Source organism: Sandaracinaceae bacterium (assembly GCA_016706685.1).
In the GTDB taxonomy this organism is placed as follows: Bacteria; Myxococcota_A; Polyangia; order Polyangiales; family Houyiibacteriaceae; genus JADJJE01.
In genome coordinates, this window is record JADJJE010000001.1 from 735,733 (window position 1) to 754,638 (window position 18,906).

Annotated in this window: 20 protein-coding genes; 14 read left to right on the plus strand and 6 right to left on the minus strand. The window is 69.8% G+C overall.

What is annotated here, in order from left to right:
* Nucleotides 1–30 precede the first annotated feature (30 nt).
* The 3 genes from IPI43_03085 to IPI43_03095 all read left to right on the plus strand — a co-directional run bounded on the left by IPI43_03085 (nt 31) and on the right by IPI43_03095 (nt 2,762).
* Nucleotides 31–1,719, plus strand: a complete 1,689-nt coding sequence (locus IPI43_03085; GenBank protein ID MBK7773111.1) for a cation:proton antiporter — start codon at nt 31–33, stop codon at nt 1,717–1,719.
* Nucleotides 1,720–1,833: 114 nt separating this feature from the next.
* Complete coding sequence (locus IPI43_03090; protein MBK7773112.1) at nt 1,834–2,394, plus strand: OmpA family protein; 561 nt, start codon at nt 1,834–1,836, stop codon at nt 2,392–2,394.
* The gene (locus tag IPI43_03095) at nt 2,391–2,762 is read left to right on the plus strand and encodes a hypothetical protein (protein MBK7773113.1); all 372 of its coding nucleotides are present in this window, start codon (nt 2,391–2,393) and stop codon (nt 2,760–2,762) included. The genes IPI43_03090 and IPI43_03095 overlap by 4 nt, the downstream gene beginning before the upstream one ends.
* A 19-nt stretch (nt 2,763–2,781) precedes the next feature.
* Here IPI43_03095 and IPI43_03100 read toward each other — a convergent pair whose 3' ends face one another.
* Complete coding sequence (locus IPI43_03100; protein MBK7773114.1) at nt 2,782–3,510, minus strand: hypothetical protein; 729 nt, start codon at nt 3,508–3,510, stop codon at nt 2,782–2,784.
* Between the two features lie 281 nt (nt 3,511–3,791).
* On the opposite strand from IPI43_03100, the gene rpmH reads away from it, so the two are divergent.
* From rpmH to IPI43_03125, 5 genes are read left to right on the plus strand one after another with little or no spacing between them, the layout of a single operon-like run.
* Nucleotides 3,792–3,941, plus strand: coding sequence for a 50S ribosomal protein L34 (gene rpmH / locus IPI43_03105; protein MBK7773115.1), 150 nt, complete (start codon nt 3,792–3,794; stop codon nt 3,939–3,941).
* A gap of 25 nt (nt 3,942–3,966) precedes the next feature.
* Nucleotides 3,967–4,362: a ribonuclease P protein component gene (gene rnpA / locus IPI43_03110; protein MBK7773116.1), complete on the plus strand. Its 396-nt coding sequence runs from the start codon at nt 3,967–3,969 to the stop codon at nt 4,360–4,362.
* Nucleotides 4,359–4,616 (plus strand): membrane protein insertion efficiency factor YidD, encoded by a 258-nt coding sequence (gene yidD / locus IPI43_03115; GenBank protein ID MBK7773117.1) that lies wholly within the window; start codon nt 4,359–4,361, stop codon nt 4,614–4,616. The genes rnpA and yidD overlap by 4 nt, the downstream gene beginning before the upstream one ends.
* A 9-nt stretch (nt 4,617–4,625) precedes the next feature.
* Entirely contained in the window at nt 4,626–6,293 is a 1,668-nt protein-coding gene (yidC, locus tag IPI43_03120) for a membrane protein insertase YidC (protein MBK7773118.1), read from the plus strand.
* A gap of 58 nt (nt 6,294–6,351) precedes the next feature.
* On the plus strand, nt 6,352–6,891 hold the full coding sequence (locus tag IPI43_03125; GenBank protein MBK7773119.1) for a KH domain-containing protein: 540 nt from the start codon (nt 6,352–6,354) through the stop codon (nt 6,889–6,891).
* Here IPI43_03125 and IPI43_03130 read toward each other — a convergent pair.
* The 3 genes from IPI43_03130 to IPI43_03140 form a co-directional block, all read right to left on the minus strand.
* Nucleotides 6,869–7,390, minus strand: coding sequence for a class I SAM-dependent methyltransferase (locus IPI43_03130; protein MBK7773120.1), 522 nt, complete (start codon nt 7,388–7,390; stop codon nt 6,869–6,871). The genes IPI43_03125 and IPI43_03130 overlap by 23 nt on opposite strands.
* Nucleotides 7,391–7,685: 295 nt before the next feature.
* The gene (gene lepA, locus IPI43_03135; protein MBK7773121.1) at nt 7,686–9,491 is read right to left on the minus strand and encodes an elongation factor 4; all 1,806 of its coding nucleotides are present in this window, start codon (nt 9,489–9,491) and stop codon (nt 7,686–7,688) included.
* Nucleotides 9,492–9,627: 136 nt separating this feature from the next.
* Nucleotides 9,628–9,813, minus strand: a complete 186-nt coding sequence (locus tag IPI43_03140; protein MBK7773122.1) for a ribbon-helix-helix domain-containing protein — start codon at nt 9,811–9,813, stop codon at nt 9,628–9,630.
* Between the two features lie 240 nt (nt 9,814–10,053).
* Here IPI43_03140 and IPI43_03145 point away from each other — a divergent pair, with 240 nt between their 5' ends.
* The 6 genes from IPI43_03145 to IPI43_03170 all read left to right on the plus strand — a co-directional run bounded on the left by IPI43_03145 (nt 10,054) and on the right by IPI43_03170 (nt 16,220).
* A complete protein-coding gene (locus IPI43_03145) occupies nt 10,054–10,962 on the plus strand; it encodes a hypothetical protein (protein MBK7773123.1) in 909 nt (302 codons plus the stop codon).
* Nucleotides 10,959–11,621 (plus strand): hypothetical protein, encoded by a 663-nt coding sequence (locus tag IPI43_03150; protein ID MBK7773124.1) that lies wholly within the window; start codon nt 10,959–10,961, stop codon nt 11,619–11,621. The genes IPI43_03145 and IPI43_03150 overlap by 4 nt, the downstream gene beginning before the upstream one ends.
* Nucleotides 11,622–11,629: 8 nt before the next feature.
* Nucleotides 11,630–12,460, plus strand: coding sequence for an rRNA pseudouridine synthase (locus IPI43_03155; GenBank protein MBK7773125.1), 831 nt, complete (start codon nt 11,630–11,632; stop codon nt 12,458–12,460).
* A 15-nt stretch (nt 12,461–12,475) separates the two neighbouring features.
* The gene (locus IPI43_03160; protein ID MBK7773126.1) at nt 12,476–14,233 is read left to right on the plus strand and encodes a hypothetical protein; all 1,758 of its coding nucleotides are present in this window, start codon (nt 12,476–12,478) and stop codon (nt 14,231–14,233) included.
* Between the two features lie 66 nt (nt 14,234–14,299).
* On the plus strand, nt 14,300–15,727 hold the full coding sequence (locus tag IPI43_03165) for a sigma-54-dependent Fis family transcriptional regulator (GenBank protein MBK7773127.1): 1,428 nt from the start codon (nt 14,300–14,302) through the stop codon (nt 15,725–15,727).
* Nucleotides 15,711–16,220, plus strand: a complete 510-nt coding sequence (locus tag IPI43_03170) for a hypothetical protein (protein MBK7773128.1) — start codon at nt 15,711–15,713, stop codon at nt 16,218–16,220. Before IPI43_03165 ends, IPI43_03170 begins: the two co-directional genes overlap by 17 nt.
* A gap of 18 nt (nt 16,221–16,238) precedes the next feature.
* Here IPI43_03170 and IPI43_03175 read toward each other — a convergent pair whose 3' ends face one another.
* Complete coding sequence (locus tag IPI43_03175; protein MBK7773129.1) at nt 16,239–17,990, minus strand: hypothetical protein; 1,752 nt, start codon at nt 17,988–17,990, stop codon at nt 16,239–16,241.
* Nucleotides 17,990–18,817 (minus strand): tetratricopeptide repeat protein, encoded by an 828-nt coding sequence (locus IPI43_03180; protein MBK7773130.1) that lies wholly within the window; start codon nt 18,815–18,817, stop codon nt 17,990–17,992. The genes IPI43_03175 and IPI43_03180 overlap by 1 nt, the downstream gene beginning before the upstream one ends.
* Nucleotides 18,818–18,906: the final 89 nt, after the last annotated feature.

An 18,906-nucleotide genomic window follows, 5' to 3' on the forward strand; every position in this document is an offset into this window, starting at 1 on the left:
TAGCCTCGCGAGACCGCACCGTGAACCGCCTTGGGCATCGCCACCGACATCATCCTCCTCATCGTGGTCGGCTTCGGCTGCGGCCTGGTGCTGCATCGGTTGGGTCAGCCCCTGGTCCTCGGGTACATCCTGGCCGGCGTCATCCTGGGCCCCAACACCGCAGGCGTCACGCTCGCGAACACGCACGACATCGAGCTGCTCGCGGAGATCGGGGTCGCCCTGCTGCTGTTTGCGCTGGGCCTCGAGTTCTCGCTCAAGGACCTCCGCCCCGTGCGCGGCATCGCGCTGATCGGGACCCCCATCCAGATGCTGCTCACCATCGGCGTGGGCGTGCTGATCGGGCCGCTGCTGGGGCTCGACTGGCGCGAGTCGATCTGGCTCGGGGCGCTGATCTCGCTCTCGAGCACCATGGTCATCCTCAAGACGTTGATGGCTCAGGGCCTGCTGGGGACGCTCTCCAGCAAGGTCATCATCGGCGTGCTCATCGTGCAGGACCTCGCGGTGATCCCGCTCATGGTGGTGCTGCCGCAGCTCAGCCTGGCCGACGGTGGCTTCGGCCCCGTCGCCTTCGCCGCCCTCAAGGCGGCCGTATTCATCGCGGCCATGGTGGTGCTGGGCACCCGCATCCTGCCGCGCTTGATCGGGCACATCGCCAAGCTGGGCTCGCGCGAGCTGTTCCTGCTGGCCATCACGGCGATCGGCCTGGGCATCGGGTACGTGACCCACCTGGTCGGGCTCTCGTTCGCGTTCGGCGCCTTCGTGGCGGGCCTGGTGCTGAGCGAGTCCGACTACGGGCACCAGGCGCTCAGCGACATCATCCCGCTGCGCGATCTGTTTGGGCTGCTGTTCTTCGCGTCGGTGGGCATGCTCTTGGACCTCGACTTCCTGGTCGATCACCTGGGCCAGGTGGCGCTGCTGGTGCTCGCGGTCAGCCTCTCGAAGGGCGTCATCTTCGCGGTGCTGGCCAGGGTCTTCCGCTACGGCAACGTGGTGCCCATCGCCATGGCCTTCGGGCTCTTCCAGATCGGCGAGTTCTCGTTCGTGCTGGCCCGGGTGGGCTTGTCCACGGGCTCCATCGACCACGACCTCTACTCGCTGGTGCTCACCACGGCGATCATGACCATGGCGCTCACGCCCTTGGTGTCCGGGCAGACGGGGCGGGTGTACCAGTGGCTGCGGAAGCGCGCCCCCATCCGGCAGTTCGAGACCAAGAACCTCCCGGAGACGGGGCTGCGCGACCACATCGTGCTGGCCGGGGCGGGACGCGTCGGCCTGCAGATCGCCCAAGTGCTGCACCGGCTCGGCTTCTCCATCGTGATCGTGGAGCTCGACTCGCGGCGCGTGGAGCAGGCCCAGGAGGCCGGCATGCCGGTCATCTTCGGAGACGCCAGCCACGAGATCGTGCTCGAGGCGGCGTCCATCGGGGCCGCGCGGCTGCTGGTGGTCAGCACGCCCGAGATGATGGTGACGCGCTCGATCGTGGTGCATGCGCGGGCGCGAAACCCCCGCATCGAGGTGGTGGCGCGCACCTCGGACCCGCACTTCATGGCCGTGTTCAAGGAGCTCTCCGTGCGTGACGTGGTGCTGCCGGAGTTCGAGACTGGCCTGGAGATGACCCGGCAGGCCCTGGTGCACCTCGCGGTGCCTCACGCGCAGATCTCGAGCGAGATGGAGGCCGTGCGGCACGCCGTGTTCGCGGGCCTGCGCGGCACCGAGTAGCCGGGCCCCGGGGCTCCCCGGGTTGAATCCGGGACGGGGACGTTGTACTTCCATGTCTCAACATCGGGGTCGATGTGCGTGCATTGCGCACAGACCCCAACGCTAGGAGTTCCCATGAATCATCGTCAGCATGCGTGCTTGGCGCTCGTCGCGACCCTCGTCGTCGGCTGCGGTGGTGTGACGCCGCTCGTCGAGAGCGACCCGATCCGCGTCATGGCCGAGAGGCCCGCCCCGCCCCCTCCCCCGCCGCCGCCCCCGCCGCCGCCGGTCGTGGAGGTCACGGAGACCGCCATCGAGGTGCGCCAGACCATCAACTTCGCCTTCAACAGCGACGTGATCGAGTCCAGCTCGTTCGGCCTCATGGACACCATCGTGTCGGTCATCCAGGAGCACCCCGAGATCGTGCGCCTCAGCATCGAGGGCCACACCGACAACGTCGGGACCCCGCGCTACAACCTGGACCTGTCCACGCGCCGCGCGGCTTCCGTCATGCGCTACCTCACCGAGCACGGCGTGGACGCCGGCCGCCTCACCAGCCAGGGCTTCGGCCTGACGCGCCCGCGCGCCACCAACGACACCGACGCCGGCCGCGCCGAGAACCGCCGCGTGGAATTCAACATCGTCGAGCGCTCCGCGCCGAGCGCCGCCGCCCCCGCCGAGGAGACCGCACCATGAAGAAGCCCTTCCACAGCATGACGCCCATCGCGGCCCTGCTCTCGCTCTCTGGCCTCGCCGTGGGCTGCGGCGGCGTCGGGACGGCCCAGGCCGACCTGCGCTCCGCCATCGACGCGCGCCAGTCCACCATGGACGAGTGCTACCGCGAGGCGCTCACGCGCGACGAGTCGCTCACGGGCGACCTCCAGCTGCGCGTGGCCATGGCCAAGAGCGCCACCACCATCAGCGGCATCGAGGTCACCCACTCCAACGTGGATGACGAGCTGCTCGTGGCGTGCGTCACGCAGGCCCTCGAGGGTCTCAGCATCGACGAGGCGCCCAAGAGCGCCCTCACGGTGGACTACACCGTGCGCTTCTCGCCCCGCTGAGCTCACGCGCTGGCCTGCGTCACCTCGCGTGGCGCAGGCACCAGAGCCCGTCGTACACGAAGCGGAAGACGAAGAAGGGCGCCAACACCCACAGGGAGTTGGCCAGACCGAACTTGATGTAGACGCTGATGAAGCCGTCCCCCACGTTCGGGAGCCCCGTGAGCAGCTCGCTCGCGTAGTACAAGCTGGCCGAGTAGAGGTGCACCACCGCCGTGGCACCGAGGGCGAGCCGCGCCGCGAGGTCCTGTCGGCCGCTCCGCAGGAAGCGAGCGAGCGCCAGTGCGCCCACCGTGCCGTTGGTGACCGACAGCAGCTCCATGGCCACGAGCAGCGTGTCGCCCACGGCGTAACGTGCATCGCCTCCATCGATGTAGGCCCACCAGGCGTAGGCCCAGGGCGCGTCGGGGTTTGCGGCGATGGCGTCCTTGAGGAGCAGCCAGCCGAGCTCCCAGCTGAGATGGGTGACGTAGGACATGCCCAGGAAGACGAGCGCCGCGGACTCGACGCGCTGGGCGCGGGTCCATGCGCGGAGGCTGGGGAGGGGCAGGAGGACCGCGAAGACGCCTGAGATGAGGCCCACGCAGTAGATGACGGCCAGGGCATCGGCGGCTTGGTGCCGGTCGAGGCCCGCGCCGAAGACGAGGGCGCCCGAGATGGGGAAGGCGAGCGCGACGGCGCCGAAGCAGGTGGCGCGCAGGGCGAGGAGGGCCTTGCTGGGTGGGGGGGCGGAGGGGGGGCTGGGGGACATTGGGGGGACTTTATCGCGGGCCGGGGGTGATCGGGCCTGGTTGTCGGCGGTGGGGTCGTCGAGCACGAGCACGAGCACGTCAACGTTCACGTCTACGTGCGTCTACGTCTACGTGGACGTACGTGGGCGTGGTCGTGAACGTGGTCGTGCTCGTGCTCGTGCTCGTGCTCGGGTCTGCTCTTGGGCCGGCCCGAGCTTGACACTCCCGGGACCACGTGCTTGATTGCGCGGCCCCGAAGCCGTCTCACGGTGTCGGTCCAACGTACTTTGGAGAATGTGCCGTGAAGCGGACTTATCAGCCCAGCAAGACCAGCCGGAAGCGTACCCACGGGTTCCGCGCACGCATGAAGACCGCGGGAGGCCGCAAGGTGCTCTCGGCGCGCCGCCGCAAGGGGCGCACGCGCCTCGTGGTCAGCACGTTCGAGAAGTGAGCCCGGCTCCGCGCTGCGCACGCCCATGACCGAGGTCTACCCGCCGAGCGCCCGCGTGCGACGGCGGGCGGACTACCGCCGGATCCAGGCAAGCCGCTCGCGGACGCACACGCGCCACTTCCTCGTCGTCATCGTGCCCAGCGGAAGCCAGCGCTTCGGCGTCACGGTCACCAAGAAGATCGGCAACGCCGTGGTGCGCAACCGCGTGAAGCGTGTCCTGCGCGAGGTGTTCCGGCGCAACCGCGCGCTCTTCCCGCTCGCCACGGACATCGTGTTCATCGCGAAGCAGGGGGCGGGCAAGCTGGGCTACGCCGACGTGCTCGGCGAGGTGAGCGGCATCCGTGACTCGCTGGCACGCCAGCGAGATCGACTCGGAGCGGCCCCCGCAGCGCCCGATGCTAGAACGGAGGCGTCGTCATGAGCGCCCCGGTCACGCGAAAGAGCCCACTCCAGTGGCTGTTCCTGGCCCTGATCCGGATCTACTGGTGGACCCTCTCGCCGCTCATCGGCAGCGTGTGTCGCTTCGAGCCGTCGTGCTCGCGCTACACCGCGACGTGCATCGAGCGCTTCGGCGCCTTGCGCGGAGGCTTTCTCGGGGCCAAACGCATCTGCCGTTGCCACCCCTTCAACCCGGGCGGCTATGACCCCCCGCCCCCTGCGTCCGACCGAGACTGACCACCGACGATGGCTGACGACCCCAAGAAGCAACTGATCCCGCTGCTGGCCTTCACGGTGCTGATCGGCCTCGCATACGCCGGGCTCAAGCTCTTCGGCGACCCAGCCCCCGAGGCGGCCGCCGGTGAGACCGCAGCGGACGCGGGTGGGGCGCGCGCCCCGAGTGGGTCGTCGTCGCCCAGCGCCGAGGCACGGGCTGCCCGCACGGCGAGCGCCAGAACTGCGCAGATCGAGACCGAGCACTTCATCGCCACGTTCACCAACCTGAACACGGCCGTGACCAGCATGCGCGTCAAGGGCGAGCGCTTCCGCGGGCCCACCGGCGATCTCCACGAGATGGTCAGCACCGAGCTCGAGCGCTACCTGCCGCTCAACCTGGACCTGGGCGGAGTGAACATCCCCGCCGACGCCGTCTGGACGCTCACGCAGCCGGCGCCCAACCTGGTGCGCTTCGAGCTCGAGGCGGACGGCTTCACCATCACGCGCCAGTGGGAGGCGGGCACCTCGCCCTACCAACTTTGGTCCACGGTACGCATCCGCAACAACGGGCGGGTGGCGCGCCCGGTGCGGGTCAACGTCCGCACCGCGCACTACGTGTCGCGTGAGGCCGAGGGCAGCACGTTCCTGGGGCGCCCGTCAGACTTCGCGTCCTTCGGGCAGTGCTTCTTCGGCGAAGACGAGCACGAGCGCTTCGACCGCAGCGAGCTGGACGACGACAACCCCTCGCACTTCGCGGCCGGCTTCGGTCCGCGCGCCGGTTGGACCGCCATCACCAACCAGTACTTCGCCACGCTCATCGCCGCCGAAGACGACGCCGCCGAGCGCTGCCAAGTGTGGATGGACAACCGTGGACGTCCGCAGGCCGTGGGCACGCTCTTCGAGACCGCCCTCCGCTACCCGCGCGTCGCGCTCGAGGCCGGCCGGGACCATCTGGTTCGCACCGCCGTCTACATGGGCCCCAAGGACCTGGACGCCATGCACGCGTTCGGTCACCAGGCCACCGCGGCCGTGGACCTCGGCTGGTTCACGTTCATCGCCGAGGGCCTGGTCTGGCTGCTGCGCTCCATCTTCAACCTGGTGGGCAACTGGGGCCTCGCCATCGTCCTGCTCACCTTCCTGGTGAAGCTGGTGCTCTACCCGCTCACCGCCGCCAGCTTCAAGAACATGGCGAGGATGAGCGAGCTCAAGCCGCACCTCGACGCCATCAACGCCAAGCACGGCGACGACCGCGAGGCCAAGGGCCAGGCCACCATGGCGCTCTACAAGGAGTACAAGGTGAACCCGTTCGCGGGGTGCTTGCCCATGCTGCTGCAGATGCCCATCTGGTTCGCGCTGTACCAGAGCCTCTCCACCAACCTCGAACTATATCATTCCCCGTTCGCGCTCTTCTGGACCGACTTGTCCGCGCGCGACCCGTACTTCGTGCTCCCGCTGGTGCTGGGTGTCCTCATGTTCGTGCAGCAGAAGCTCACGCCCACCGCCACCATGGACCCGGCCCAGGCCAAGGTCATGCTCTACATGATGCCGATCATGATCACCGGCTTCATGCTGTTCCTCCCCGCCGGCCTGTGCCTCTACATGGTCACCAACTCCGTGCTGAGCATCGCGCAGCAGCACTACATCCGCGTCCAGCACGCGGCCTCCGTCGCCAACAAGACGCCGGCCGGCCCCGCCTGACGCCCCCGTCATCTATCATCGCCGAACCCAACGGCCTGTTGTAGGATCCGTCTAGCCCATGAGCGATCGAGACCCCAAGCTCCACGACGGCGCCCTCCTCCTCGAGGATGGGCCGGCACCGTCTCCCGCCACCCACGTCAACGACAAGAAGGCCGAGGTCGCCGCCGAGGCGCTCGAGGACATCCTGGACTTGATGGACTTCGACGTCGACGTGGACATCCGCGAGGACGACGAGCGCATCGTGCTGGACCTCGTCGGCCCCGACGCCGGCATGGTCATCGGCAAGAAGGGCCAGACGCTGGACGCGCTGCAGTTCATCCTGAACAAGGTGGTGAACCGCGAGCCCGAGGGGCGCCGGCACGTGGTGCTGGACTCCGGGGACTACCGCGATCGCCACGACAAGGGGCTGGTCAGCATGGCTCGCCGCGAGGCCAAGCGCGCCGTCACGCAGGGCAAGGTGGTCACGCTGCGCCCCATGAGCGCGCGCGACCGCCGTGTCATCCACCTCTCGCTGGCCAAGCTGGAGGGCGTCACCACGTCGTCGTCCGGTGAGGGCATGCGCCGGCGCATCCAGATCATCCCCGCGCGTACGCGCTGATCACCCGCTTGGCCCCGCTGCTGGGCACGCTGTAGCGCAGGGTCAGGTCCGCCCCTGGGGGTGGCTCTTCCTGCGCCGTGAGCACCAGCGTGCGAGGTGCCAGCTGGTGCCCGAGGGGCAGCCACACGTGGGGCGCGAAGGTGGCTCGGGCAAGCGCCACCTGCACCTCGCCGTGAGCCTCCACCAGCGCCCGTGGCTGGTCGAGGTCGAGCTTGGCCTCCACCACCTGCACGCGCGCCGACAGGCCCAGGCTGCCCACCGCGGTGCGCAGGAAGGCCACCCGCTTGCGGCGCGGCTCCACCAGCAGCGCGCGCAGGTCGGGGCGCAGCAGCAGCACGGGCAGCGTGGGCGCACCCACCCCGGCGCCCACGTCGAGCACGCGCGCGTCCCTCGGGATCAGGTCCTCGCCCGTCATGTGCAGCGCGTCCACGAACAGGATCTCGGCCAGGGCCGCCTCGTTGCGCGCGCTCGTGAGATCGATGCGCTTGCCCCACAGCATGGTCAGCGTGAGCAGGGCGGTCAGGCGCTGCTCGGCGTCAGGGGCCAGCGGGATGGCGAGGCGCTCGGCGAGGGGGGGGGGGGGGGGGGGGGGGGGGGGGCCGGGGGCCCGGGGGGCGCGCGTTTGGGGGGGGGCGGCCGGGGGGGGGGGGGGGCGGGGGGGCCCCCCGGGGGGGGGGGGGGGGGGGGGGGGGCCCGGCCGGGGGGGGGGGCCGGGGGGGGGGGGGGGGGGGGGGGGGGGGGGGGGGCGGGCGGGGGGGGGCGCGCGGACGTGAGCCATGAGCCAGACCCCCGTGTCACTCGTTGACCTTGAGGATGGCGTGGAAGGCGGCCTGCGGGATGTCCACGCGGCCCACCGACTTCATGCGCTTCTTGCCCTCTTTCTGCTTCTCGAGGAGCTTGCGCTTGCGGCTGATGTCGCCGCCGTAGCACTTGGCCGTGACGTCCTTACGGAGCGCGCGCACCGTCTCGCGGGCGATGACCTTGGTGCCGATGGCGGCCTGGATGGCCACCTCGAACTGCTGCGACGGCACGATGGTCTTGAGCTTGGCGGCCAACTGGCGCCCCACGTGCTGGGCGTTGTCCATGTGCACGATGGCGCTCAGCGCGTCGACCTTCTCGCCGTTGATGAGCATGTCGAGGCGCACCAGCTTGTTCTCGCGGTACCCGGCCAGCTCGTAGTCCATGGAGGCGTAGCCGCGCGTGGCGTTCTTGAGCTGGTCGAAGAAGTCGAAGAGCACCTCTCCGAGGGGCAGCTCGTAGGTGATGATGACGCGCTCGGCCGAGGCGTACTGGATGTTCTTCTGCTCGCCGCGGCGGTCCTGGCACAGCTTGATGACCGCGCCCACGTAGGCGTTGGGCACGTGGATGGAGACCGTGAAGTACGGCTCCTCGATCTTCACGCGGCCGTCGGGCAGGCGCGACGGGTTCTCCACGTCGTACGTCTCGCCCTTCTCGTTGGTCACGCGGTACACCACGCTGGGCGCGGTGGTGATGAGGTCCAGGTTGTACTCGCGCTCGAGGCGCTCCTGCACGATCTCCATGTGCAGCAGGCCGAGGAAGCCGCAGCGGAAGCCGAACCCGAGCGCGTCCGAGTTCTCGGGCTCGAACTGGAAGGCGCTGTCGTTGAGGTGCAGCTTGTCGAGCGCGTCACGCAGCTCGGGGTACTGCTCGCCGTCCGTGGGGAAGACACCGCAGAACACCATGGGCTTCACCTCTTGGAAGCCCGCCAGCGGCTCGGTGGCCGCGTTGTAGAGCTGGGTGATGGTGTCGCCCACCTTGGTGTCGCGGATGGTCTTGATGCTGGCGCCGAAGTAGCCCACTTCGCCGGGCCCCAGGTGGTCCACCAGCACCGGGAACGGCGAGTAGACGCCCAGCTCGGTGGCTTCGTAGACGGCGCCGGTGGCCATCATCTTGATCTTCTCGCCCTTGCGCAGCGTGCCGTCGAACACGCGCACCATGCCCATGGCGCCGCGGTACGTGTCGTACCAGCTGTCGAACATGAGCGCGCGCAGCGGCGCGTTCTCCGCCGTGTTGTACTTGGGCGGCGGTACGCGGCGGCAGATGGCCTCGAGGATCTCGCGCACGCCCTGCCCCGTCTTGGCGCTGCACGGCAGCACCTCGGTGCAGTCGAGGCCGATCAGCTCTTCCACTTCGCGGCGCACGCGGTCCACGTCGGCGCTGGGCAGGTCCACCTTGTTGAAGACCGGGATGATCTCGAGGTTGTTCTCGAGCGCCAAGTACACGTTGGCCAGCGTCTGGGCCTCCACGCCCTGCGTGGCGTCCACCACCAGCAGCGCGCCCTCGCAGGCGGCCAGCGAGCGGCTGACTTCATAGGAGAAGTCCACGTGGCCCGGCGTGTCGATCAGGTTGAGCTGGTAGGTGATCCCGTCGGCCGCAGTGAACGGCAAGCGCACGCCCTGCGCCTTGATGGTGATGCCGCGCTCCTGCTCGAGCTCCATGCGGTCGAGCAGCTGCGCCTTCTTCTCGCGATCCGTGATCACGCCGGTGACCTCGAGGATGCGGTCGGCCAGCGTGCTCTTGCCGTGGTCGATGTGCGCGATGATGCTGAAATTACGGATGCGTGCGGGGTCGTAGCTCATGAGTGCGCCCTGGGGTGGGCAACGGCACGCGCTGTCGCGAAGTAGCGTGGGGCGGCCGGGCGGCTCGACCTTGGCGCGCAGAAGGCCCTGCCGCAACCGCAACCCTCCACACCGAGTGCGGCGGCTGTCGCGAGCTTCAGTCGTCCGTGGGCGTCAGCGACAGCTGCCCAGGCAGCTCGTCCGCATGGCGGCGCAGCACGAGGTCGATGCCTTCGCGGATGTACACCGCGATGGGCACCTTGGTGCGGTCGTGCAGAACCTTGAGCTGCTCGTTCTGCTCGGGGGTGATGTACACGGTCGTGGAGATCTTCTTGCGCGCCATCTGCACCGTTGTCCGCGTTGGTGCTCGCGGCCTGCGAGCCTTGTGAACATACATGGCATGACGTGTACTGTCAACACCGGCGGGCGGTGGACGCGCCATGCCTCGGACCCGGGGCCTGCCGGACCGCACGCGGCTTGCCGAGGGGCTCGGCTTGGTCGTATGCTGCTCGGGCGGCTGGGGCCCATCACTCGCGGCGCGAGCGGACACCCGCCATCCTGAGACCAACTCATGCTCCACCTCTTGCACCCCGCCCCCGCCTCTCCAAGAGCGCGCCGCTTCTTCACGTCCCAGGGCGCCGCCCCGGCCTCCCGCATGATGTGGGCGGCGCTGGTGCTCTTGGCCGTCTCCGTGGCGGGCTGCAAGAACCGCGGCGGCTCGGACTCGTCCGGTGACGGGACCACGCCAGAGGAAGAGGAGGAGGTCCTGGCCAGCATGGACGACCGGGTGCGCTGCGGCAGCCTCGGGCCCATCACCGACGGCATCGACGTAAACAACGACGGGCGCGCCGACATCCAGCACCACACGGCGGGTGGCCGGATGCTGTGCCTCGAGATCGACATGAACTTCGACGGCCGCGTGGACGTCACGCGCTTTTTCGAGGCGGACGGCACCACCGTGCTGCGCGAAGAACACGACTACGACTTCGACGGTCGGCTCGACGAGATCGCCTACTTCACGGGCGGGGTCATCCGCCGCAAGGAGCTGGACACCACGTTCGACCACCGCGTGGACACGTGGATGTGGTGCGAGAACGGCTTCGTCTCGCGCGCCCAGCGTGACCGCCACAACCGTGGCCGCGCCGACGTGTGGGAGACCTACGCCGAGGGCATGCTCATGGAAGCCCACTACGACGACAACAACGATGGTCGCGTCGAGAAGTGGGAAGTCTTCCGCAACGGCAGCCTGGTCGAGGTGCGCTACGACCTGGACAACAACGGCGACGCCGACCGCACGGACAGCGTGCACCCCGATGACGCGGGCCCGCCCGAAGAGCGCTTGCGTTGCGACGGGACGGGAACGGTCCAGGCGGCCGAGACCGCAGGTGGCGACGCGCCCGATCCGGACGCCCCCCCGGCGACCGATGCGCCCCCCGCCGACGACGACACCAGCGAAGACACCTTCGTGCCGGACCCAGAGGAAGCCCCGTGAGCATGACCCCGAGAACCACCCGCGTGTTCTGGCTGATGCTGTCTTGCGCTGCGCTCCTGGTGGGTGCCAGCGGCTGCAAGCGAGGCCAAGAGGAGTCCACCACCCCGGAGGAGGCCACCCGGCTTCCCACCGATCGCCCAGACGATCAGGGGCGCTGCGAGGCCAACGGCGAGCAGTACGAAGTGAGCGAGTACGACACCTCGGGTGACGACCTGCCGGACGTGCGCAAGGTGTTCCTCACGGTGGGCAGCGGGCGCCTGGCGCGCCTGGTGCTGGTGTGCCGCGAGGCCGACCTGAACGGCGACGGCGTGAAGGACGTGGTCCGCTTCTACACGGACGAAGGCCGCCCGCGCAGCGAGGAGTCCGACCGCGACTTCAACGGCGCCATGGACCAGGTGACCTACTTCGAGCACGGCCGCGTGGCGCGCGTGGAGCAGGACTCCAACGGTGACGGCCGCGTGGACACCAAGATCTTCTACGAGGCCGGCGTGCCCTCGCGCTCCGAGCGCGATCTCGCGGGCCGCAGCACCGCCGAGACGTGGCAGCCCGATCGCTGGGAGTACTACGAGGACGGTCGCCTGGTGCGCATGGGCACGGACATCGACGGCGACGGTCGCGTCGACGTCTGGGACCGCGACGACACGCGACGCGGGGCGTAACCCCTCCCATGGCACAACAGAGACTCCAGAAGGTGCTCGCCCAGGCGGGGATCGCCTCACGCCGGGGTGCCGAGAAGTACATCACTGACGGGCGCGTGCGCGTGAACGGCAAGATCGTCACCGAGCTCGGCGTCAAGGTCGATGACCACCTCGACAAAGTCGAGGTCGACGGTCGGCGCTTGGTGCGTGACTCGCCGGTCTACTACATCCTGAACAAGCCGCGCGAGGTGGTGAGCACGCTCAGCGACCCCGAGGGTCGCTCGTCGCTGGCCGACATCATCGAGAAGATCCCGGAGCGCGTGTTCCCGGTGGGGCGGCTCGACTACCACACCAGCGGCGCGCTCCTGCTCACCAACGACGGTGAGTTCTCGGAGGCGCTCCTGCGCCCGAGCGTGGGCGTCCCCAAGGTCTACGCGGCCAAGCTGCAGGGCCACGTGGACGTGCCCGAGCTGGACGCGCTGCGCAACGGCGTGAAGCTGGACGACGGCTACGTGACCAAGAAGGCCGACGTCTTCGTGCTGCGCACGGAGGACCGCTGCACCTGGGTGCAGATCACGCTGCGCGAGGGCAAGAACCGGCAGATCCACCGCATGGGCGACGCCATCGGCCACCGCGTGCAGCGCCTCACGCGCCTGGCGTTCGCCGGGGTGGACACCGAGGGGCTGCGCCCCGGACAGCAGCGCGCGCTCAGCAAGAAGGAGCTCGACACCATCAACAAGCTGTTCGTGGCGCCCTTCAAGAAGAAGAAGCGTGAGGGCGGTGCAGGCACGGGCCAGTACGTGCCGCGCGACCACGACCACGACCCCGACGACGAGCTGGTCGACGACGGCGACTACTGAGGCGAGCCGCTCCCCATGTCCGACCGCCCGCGCGACCCCTCGACCTCCGCCCTGTTCGGTGAGCCGCGGGTCGACGGCGACTTCAGCGCGGAGCGGCTGCGCTGGCTCATCGACCTGCGCTGGGTGGCCATGGCGGGGGTGCTGGTGGCCGCGGGCTTCGCCATGTGGGGCAAGTACCCCGGCATCAACTGGCGCGTGATGCTGGCGGTGGTGGTGCTGGGCTCGTCCTACAACGCGCTGCTGCGGCGCAGCCTGCTGCGTGATGGCACAGGCCCAGTGGCGGCCGTGTCGCAGGCGCTGATCGACATGCTGATGCTCACCGTGGTGCTCTGGTCGGCCGGCGGCATCCGCAACCCGTTCATGGGCTTCTACATCTTCCACGTGGCGCTCATCGCCGTGCTGGGGGGCCCGCGCGCCACGCTGGTGGCCGCCGCGGCCGCGTTCGGGATGGCGGGGCTGCTGGCCCTCACGCTGCTCGAGCCGCGGCTGCAGATTGGCGTCTGGGATCCGCAGCCGGCGTGGGACACGTTCGCGCACGTGGCCGCGTTCGTGGTGACGCTCACGGCGGCGTCGTACGTGGTGAGCCACGCGGCCCGCGAGGTGCGCGATCGCGAGGAGGCGCTCAAGCGCGCGCGCGACCGGGCCGCCCTCGAGTACCAGGTCATGTCCAACACGCTGGACGAGCTGGCCGCGGGGCTCGAGGTGGTGGACCCCGACGGAAGCCTGGCGTGGCGCAACCGGCGCGCCGAGGAGCTGAACGCGGAGGTGGCCATTGGCGGCGCGTGGAGCTGCCCACCCAGCCGCGCCTGTCAGCGCGCGAGCAGTGAGTGCCCGGTGCATCAGGCGCTGCACGCGGGGGAAGGCGGCCGCTGTCGCTTCTCGCTCACGGTGGACCGCGGCGAGCGCGCCTTCGAGATGCTGTCGTTCCCGCTGGCGGGGCGCGCCGGGCACCAGCGCGTCATGAACCTGTACGTGGACCGCAGCGCCGCCATGGTGCAGGAGCGCCAGCTGGTGCTGGCCGAGCGCCTGGCCAGCTTGGGCCGCATCGCGCAGGGCGTGGCGCACGAGCTGAACACGCCGCTGGCCACCATCCGCACGCTGGCCACCGACATGCGCGACGCCATCGCGCTGTACCGCAAGGCCGACGCAGACCAGCGCCCTGCCCTGGCCGACGAGGTGACGGCCGACGTGGACGAGTCCGCGGCGCTGATCCGGAGCGAGACGAAGCGGCTGGCCAAGATCACGCACTCGCTGCTGGCCGGCGGCGACCTGGTGCGCCCGAAGCTGGAGCAGGGCGTGTCGGTGGGCGCCGTGGTGGAGCGCGCGCGGGCGCTGGTGTGGGCGGGCCTGCGCGAGGGGCCCACGCTCACCGTGAACCCGGAGGTCTACGCGCTGCACGTGGCCGCCGACGCGGACCGCCTGATGCAGGTGCTGGTGAACGCGCTGCAGAACGCCGTGGACGCCATGCGCGGGCACACGGATGCCGGCACGATCTACGTGCACGGCAAGGGTGACGCGAGCGAGGTGGTGCTCTACGTGGACGACGAGGGGCCCGGGGTGGATCCGGCCATCGTGGCCCGGCTGTTCGAGCCCTTTGCCACGACCAAGCCGCCCGGCGAGGGCACTGGGCTCGGGCTCTACACGTCGTACATGCTGGTGCGCGCGATGGACGGTGACCTGGCGCTGAGCACGCGCCCCGAGGGAGGCGCACGCGCCACGCTGCGGCTACCGGCGGCCGAGCCCCCCGAGACCGCCGTGACCACCTACTTCTGAGCGCGCCCTTCGAGTGCGGAAAGGCGTCTTGCGTTTGGCACGAGGCCAGCGCACGGTGTGCGTCAGATGAGCACCGGAAACGTCCTCCTCATCGATGACGACGCCGCCTTCCGATTCGCGATGCAGAAGGCGCTGCGACGCGCGGGCTTCGAGGTGAGGGAGGCCGCAGACGGCGAGAGCGCGCTCTCGATCCTCGCGAGCGGCGACGTGCCCGACGTGGCGCTCTTGGACCTGCGCATGAAGGGCCTCGACGGGCTCGAGGTGCTGCGCCGGCGGGGCGCGGTCCGCACGCGCATGATCGTGCTCACCGGCCACGGCACGGTGCAGGCCGCGGTAGAGGCCATGCGCCTCGGCGCATTCTCGTTCCTCGAGAAGCCCGTGGACGCCGAGCTGCTGCGCCCGCTCATCAAGCAGGCCGTCACCGAGAGCCGCCGCACGGAGGGGCCCTCGGACGAGCGCCACGTCCCGCTGGTGGGCCAGAGCCCGTCCACGGCCGAGGTGCGCAAGTTCATCGCCACCGTGGGGCCCACCGACGAGACCGTCACCATCTTCGGCGAGACGGGCACCGGCAAGGAGGTGGTCGCGCAGCACCTGCACCTGGCCAGCCCCCGCCGCAGCGCGCCGTTCGTGGCGCTCAACGCGGCCTGCGTGCCGCGCGAGCTGTTCGAGAGCGAGCTGTTCGGGCACAAGCGCGGCGCGTTCACGGGGGCCAGCGCCGACCGTCTGGGCCTCTTCCGCGAGGCGCATGGCGGCACGCTGTTCATCGACGAGCTGGCCGAGCTGCCCATCGAGAGCCAGGCCAAGCTGCTGCGCGCGCTCGAGACGCGCCTGGTGCGGCCCGTGGGCGACAGCAAGGAGCACGCGGTGGACGTGCGCATCGTGGCGGCCACCAACTGCGACCTGTGGGCCGAGGTGCAGGCCGGCAATTTCCGCGAAGACCTGTACTTCCGCCTGCAGGTGTTCCCGGTGTTGCTCATGCCCCTGCGCGAGCGCCCGAGCGACATCCTGCCGCTGGCGGCGCACTTGCTGGAGCGCCTGGGTTACCGCGACGTCACGCTGGGCCCCGACGCCCAGCAGGCCCTGGTGGACTACCACTGGCCCGGCAACGTGCGCGAGCTGCTGAACGTGCTGCGGCGCGCGGCGCTGTTCGCGGAAGAGAACGAGATCCGCGGCGACCTCATGCGGCGCATGATCGCGGCGAGTGTGTTCGGGCACGCCGCCCCGAAGGCCATGCACGTGCCCATCAGCCTGAGCAGCGCGCAGGCCACCGTGCGGGAGGAGCCTCTCGAGCCTGCAGCGTCGCAGCGTCCCAGCAGTGGCGAGCAGGACTCGGGCGAGCGCACCAGCCTGGCCGACGTGGAGCGCGCCCACATCGAGCGAGTGCTGCGCCAGATGGACGGCAACGTGACGCGCACGGCCACCGCGCTGGGCATCGACCGGCGCACGCTGCAGCGCAAGCTCAAGACCTATGGGCTCGATGCCGCGCCCGAGTGAGGGCCGCGTGCGGGCGGCGCTCGGCTGGCCACGGGTGGCGTGCGCCACGGGGCTCTGGGCGCTCACGGCGTGCAGCCCGGCGCAGACCAGCGCGCCGCCCAGCGTGCCCGTGGCCAGCGACCCACCGCCGCCGGTCTACGTGGCCACCTTTCGCCTCGAGGACGCGGGCGAAGACGCCGAGGGCACCCCACGCACGCGCGTGCTGTTCGTGATGCACAGCGCCACCGAGCCGTCGGTGACCGAGGAGCTGGGCAGCGAGGCGGGCGGCTGCGTGGAGCGCCCCGCCGACGAGCGCACGCTGATGCGCGTGAGCTGCTGGTGGGGCCCGAGTGAGAGCCACTGGGCCGCGCGGCGCACCCCGAGTGGGGTGGCCCTGCTGCGCGCCGAGGGCCCGCGCGAGTCCCTGCCGCCGGTGGGCGAGGGGCTCGCGTGGGAAGTGCGGGTGACGCTGCCGCTGCACAGCCGGGCGCAGGTCACGCGGCTGTCGGACTAGCGCGTGACCTGCGAGGGGCTACTGCGAGACGCAGAACCGAAGGCCGGAGGCAGCCAGCGACACCGCGCCTCGATTCACTGAGGTTCCCACGACGATCTCGGCGTGGCCTGAGCCCACTTGGAGTGCCGACTCGATGGCGTAGACGCCGAAGAGGGTCCCGACTTCGGGGTTGTTGCTGCTGATGAAGGGCATGGGCCCGAGCACGCTGTTCAGTCCCAGTGCATCGTCCAACGTGAAGACGGAGAGCTGGATCTCGAGGAGCCCGTCACCGAGCCCGGCCGAGAAGAGGTAGATGGCGCCGCTGAGCACCTCGAAGTCGAAGTGCGTGAGCGCGGGTAGCACCGACTGGATGTCGGACGCGACGGCGGTGCAGTTGTCGAGCCCCGGCGCGGTGCACGTGTATTCGACGACTCGCAGGCCGCTGTCGTACGGAAGAATGCCGATGAGCCGACCCGTGGTCGGGTCGCGGGAGAAGCGCGCGGGCCCCGTCATCACGGCGGCCACCGTGGGTGGCGCCGCCACCGTGTCCGGGGTCGTGGCAACGGCATCCCACACTTCACCCGTCAGCCCCTCGGCGTTCCGCCAGAACACGTGCTCGCCCTCGCCATCGAGGGTGAACTCGAGGTCGGACGGGATGGTGACCCAGGCGGCCGTGGCGGCACCCGACCTCAGCGACCGAAGCCGGCTGTAGCCGCTGAAGCCGGCGTTGTCGTCGCGGTAGATGACGTCGGGGTTGGTGCCGCCGATGATCGCGAGCGGGGGCCGAAAGCCGGCTGACTGAAGCTCGTTCGCGGTCTCGATGAGATTGGTTCCGTCGTCCGCGATCAAGTAGACACGAGCCTCGCCGAGCAGGGCGACGTCGCCGCTCGCGGCGTAGTTCAGGTACCCGGCGCTCCCATCGACGGTAAAGCCGGTGACCTTGCCCGCATCGATGGGCCAGCCAACGCGGTTGCTCATGCGCGTGGCGAGGCCCTCCCACTCGTGGAGGACCGTGCTCGAGTTGAAGCCCTCGTACTGAGTTCGCGAGACCTGGGCCTCGCTGTCGTTCGTGCGAAAGCCGAAGACCCAATACGCGGCGTTGGGGTCACCCGTCAGCTCATCGAAGTAGTCCCCGGGCATGGCGACCGTGCTGAGCTGGGAGTCCACCGCCAGCTCCTCGGACACGAGCTGCACGGGCATGCGAGCGATCTCCGCGATGGTGGGCAGCAGCGCTCGCAGTGAGTCGTACTCGGGTGTGGCGCAGCCCTGGAACAGCCCATCGCCACACTTGGGTGCCGCCCCGGGGTACTGCTGAGCGTCGAGGTCGTTGCAGTCCGGGAAGATCGCGTCACACAGCGACAGCGTGGACAGGAAGCCGTCCTGATCTCGGTCGCAGTTGAGGCAGGCGAAGCCACCCGCCGGGTGACCCGTGCAGATCTCGTCCGGGTTACACGCACCGCAGTCGGTCTCCGGATTGATGCACACCCCCAACGTTGGGTCGCACAAGCCGTTCGCGCAGTGGGTGTCCACCAAGCACTCCACGCAGGAGTTGTCGTCGACGCAGTACTGGCCCTGCTCACACACCGTTCCGTTGCAGGTGATGGGCCCCTGGTCGACGCTGCCCTGGTCCTCCACGGAGCCATCTTCGGTGCCGGAGTCCTCGGGGGGGCCCGCGTCCGTGCGCGCGACGTACTGCCCCGAGTCCACCACCAGGCTACAGCCCGAGATGGGCAGCAAAGCGATGAGCAGCGCTGTGACCGCCGAGCTCGCCATGACGTGGTGAGTACGCATCAGAAGCTCCCCCGCAGCGAGGCGCCGGCGCCCACGGGACTTGCATAGGGTGTGAAGCGGAGCCGAGCTTGGTCCGTGCTCTCCTCTTCGTCATCGCTTCCACGACCGGTGAGCAGGAGGATGGTGCCCACGGTGGCCCCGACCACGGCCACGCCGAGCCCGATGTCGGCGCCCAGCGCGAAGCCGTCCATGCGCTGCACTTGCCCCGACGTGCAGCTCCGGTCGGCGCCGCACCCATCTTCGATGCGGCCGCGCTCCCTCAGGGCGAGCGGGCCGAACGTGGCGGCCAGCACCACCCCGACGCCTGCAACGGCGTATCCAATCACGGCACCGACCGGCACCCCACCGCCGCGGCGCGGCTCGTCCGGGGAAGCCTCCGCGTCGGCGGCCGGCTCCGTGTCCGGTTCCTGGTCCGGTGTGGGCTCGGCTTCCGGGTCGGGCCTCGGATCGCCCACGTTCGGTGGTGTGGGAGTGGCGCCCCGCGCGGCGATTCGCTCGAGCAGGTTCTCGTGGCGGCGCTCGAGCTGGTCTCGGTTGTCGATGGCCTCCACCTCGTCGAGGTAGCGCCTCAGATAGAGCGCGGCGTTGTCCAAGTCCCCAATCTGCTGGTAGCAGAGAGAGAAGTTGTAGAAGAGCTCGGAGCGCTGACTGAGGGCGTGCGAGCGCTGGAACTCGCGCAGCGCATCCTCGTAGTCACCTGCCTCGTAGTACGAGGCGCCCGCCTGGAAGTGGAGGCGCGCGCGGTCGTCCTGGGCCTGGACACGGACGCTGGAAGAGAGGGCCGCGACCAGCGCGGCGAAGAAGACCAAGTAACGATACAAGCTCAACCCCACTTAGGCAGGCACCCACCCGGAGTGCGACCGTGACAGACAGCGACCGCGCTAGTGTCGCCCCGGATTCGGTCCTTGTCCACTCA

What these genes read in the sequence shown, in the direction of transcription:
- IPI43_03090 (MBK7773112.1), top strand. Translation starts at nt 1,834, where the DNA reads ATGAATCATCGTCAGCATGCGTGCTTGGCGCTCGTCGCGACCCTCGTC.
- IPI43_03095 (MBK7773113.1), top strand. Translation starts at nt 2,391, where the DNA reads ATGAAGAAGCCCTTCCACAGCATGACGCCCATCGCGGCCCTGCTCTCG.
- IPI43_03100 (MBK7773114.1), bottom strand. Translation starts at nt 3,510, where the DNA reads ATGTCCCCCAGCCCCCCCTCCGCCCCCCCACCCAGCAAGGCCCTCCTC.
- rnpA (MBK7773116.1), top strand. Translation starts at nt 3,967, where the DNA reads ATGACCGAGGTCTACCCGCCGAGCGCCCGCGTGCGACGGCGGGCGGAC.
- yidD (MBK7773117.1), top strand. Translation starts at nt 4,359, where the DNA reads ATGAGCGCCCCGGTCACGCGAAAGAGCCCACTCCAGTGGCTGTTCCTG.
- yidC (MBK7773118.1), top strand. Translation starts at nt 4,626, where the DNA reads ATGGCTGACGACCCCAAGAAGCAACTGATCCCGCTGCTGGCCTTCACG.
- IPI43_03125 (MBK7773119.1), top strand. Translation starts at nt 6,352, where the DNA reads ATGAGCGATCGAGACCCCAAGCTCCACGACGGCGCCCTCCTCCTCGAG.
- IPI43_03130 (MBK7773120.1), bottom strand. Translation starts at nt 7,390, where the DNA reads ATGCTGTGGGGCAAGCGCATCGATCTCACGAGCGCGCGCAACGAGGCG.
- lepA (MBK7773121.1), bottom strand. Translation starts at nt 9,491, where the DNA reads ATGAGCTACGACCCCGCACGCATCCGTAATTTCAGCATCATCGCGCAC.
- IPI43_03140 (MBK7773122.1), bottom strand. Translation starts at nt 9,813, where the DNA reads ATGGCGCGCAAGAAGATCTCCACGACCGTGTACATCACCCCCGAGCAG.
- IPI43_03155 (MBK7773125.1), top strand. Translation starts at nt 11,630, where the DNA reads ATGGCACAACAGAGACTCCAGAAGGTGCTCGCCCAGGCGGGGATCGCC.
- IPI43_03160 (MBK7773126.1), top strand. Translation starts at nt 12,476, where the DNA reads ATGTCCGACCGCCCGCGCGACCCCTCGACCTCCGCCCTGTTCGGTGAG.
- IPI43_03165 (MBK7773127.1), top strand. Translation starts at nt 14,300, where the DNA reads ATGAGCACCGGAAACGTCCTCCTCATCGATGACGACGCCGCCTTCCGA.
- IPI43_03170 (MBK7773128.1), top strand. Translation starts at nt 15,711, where the DNA reads ATGCCGCGCCCGAGTGAGGGCCGCGTGCGGGCGGCGCTCGGCTGGCCA.
- IPI43_03175 (MBK7773129.1), bottom strand. Translation starts at nt 17,990, where the DNA reads ATGCGTACTCACCACGTCATGGCGAGCTCGGCGGTCACAGCGCTGCTC.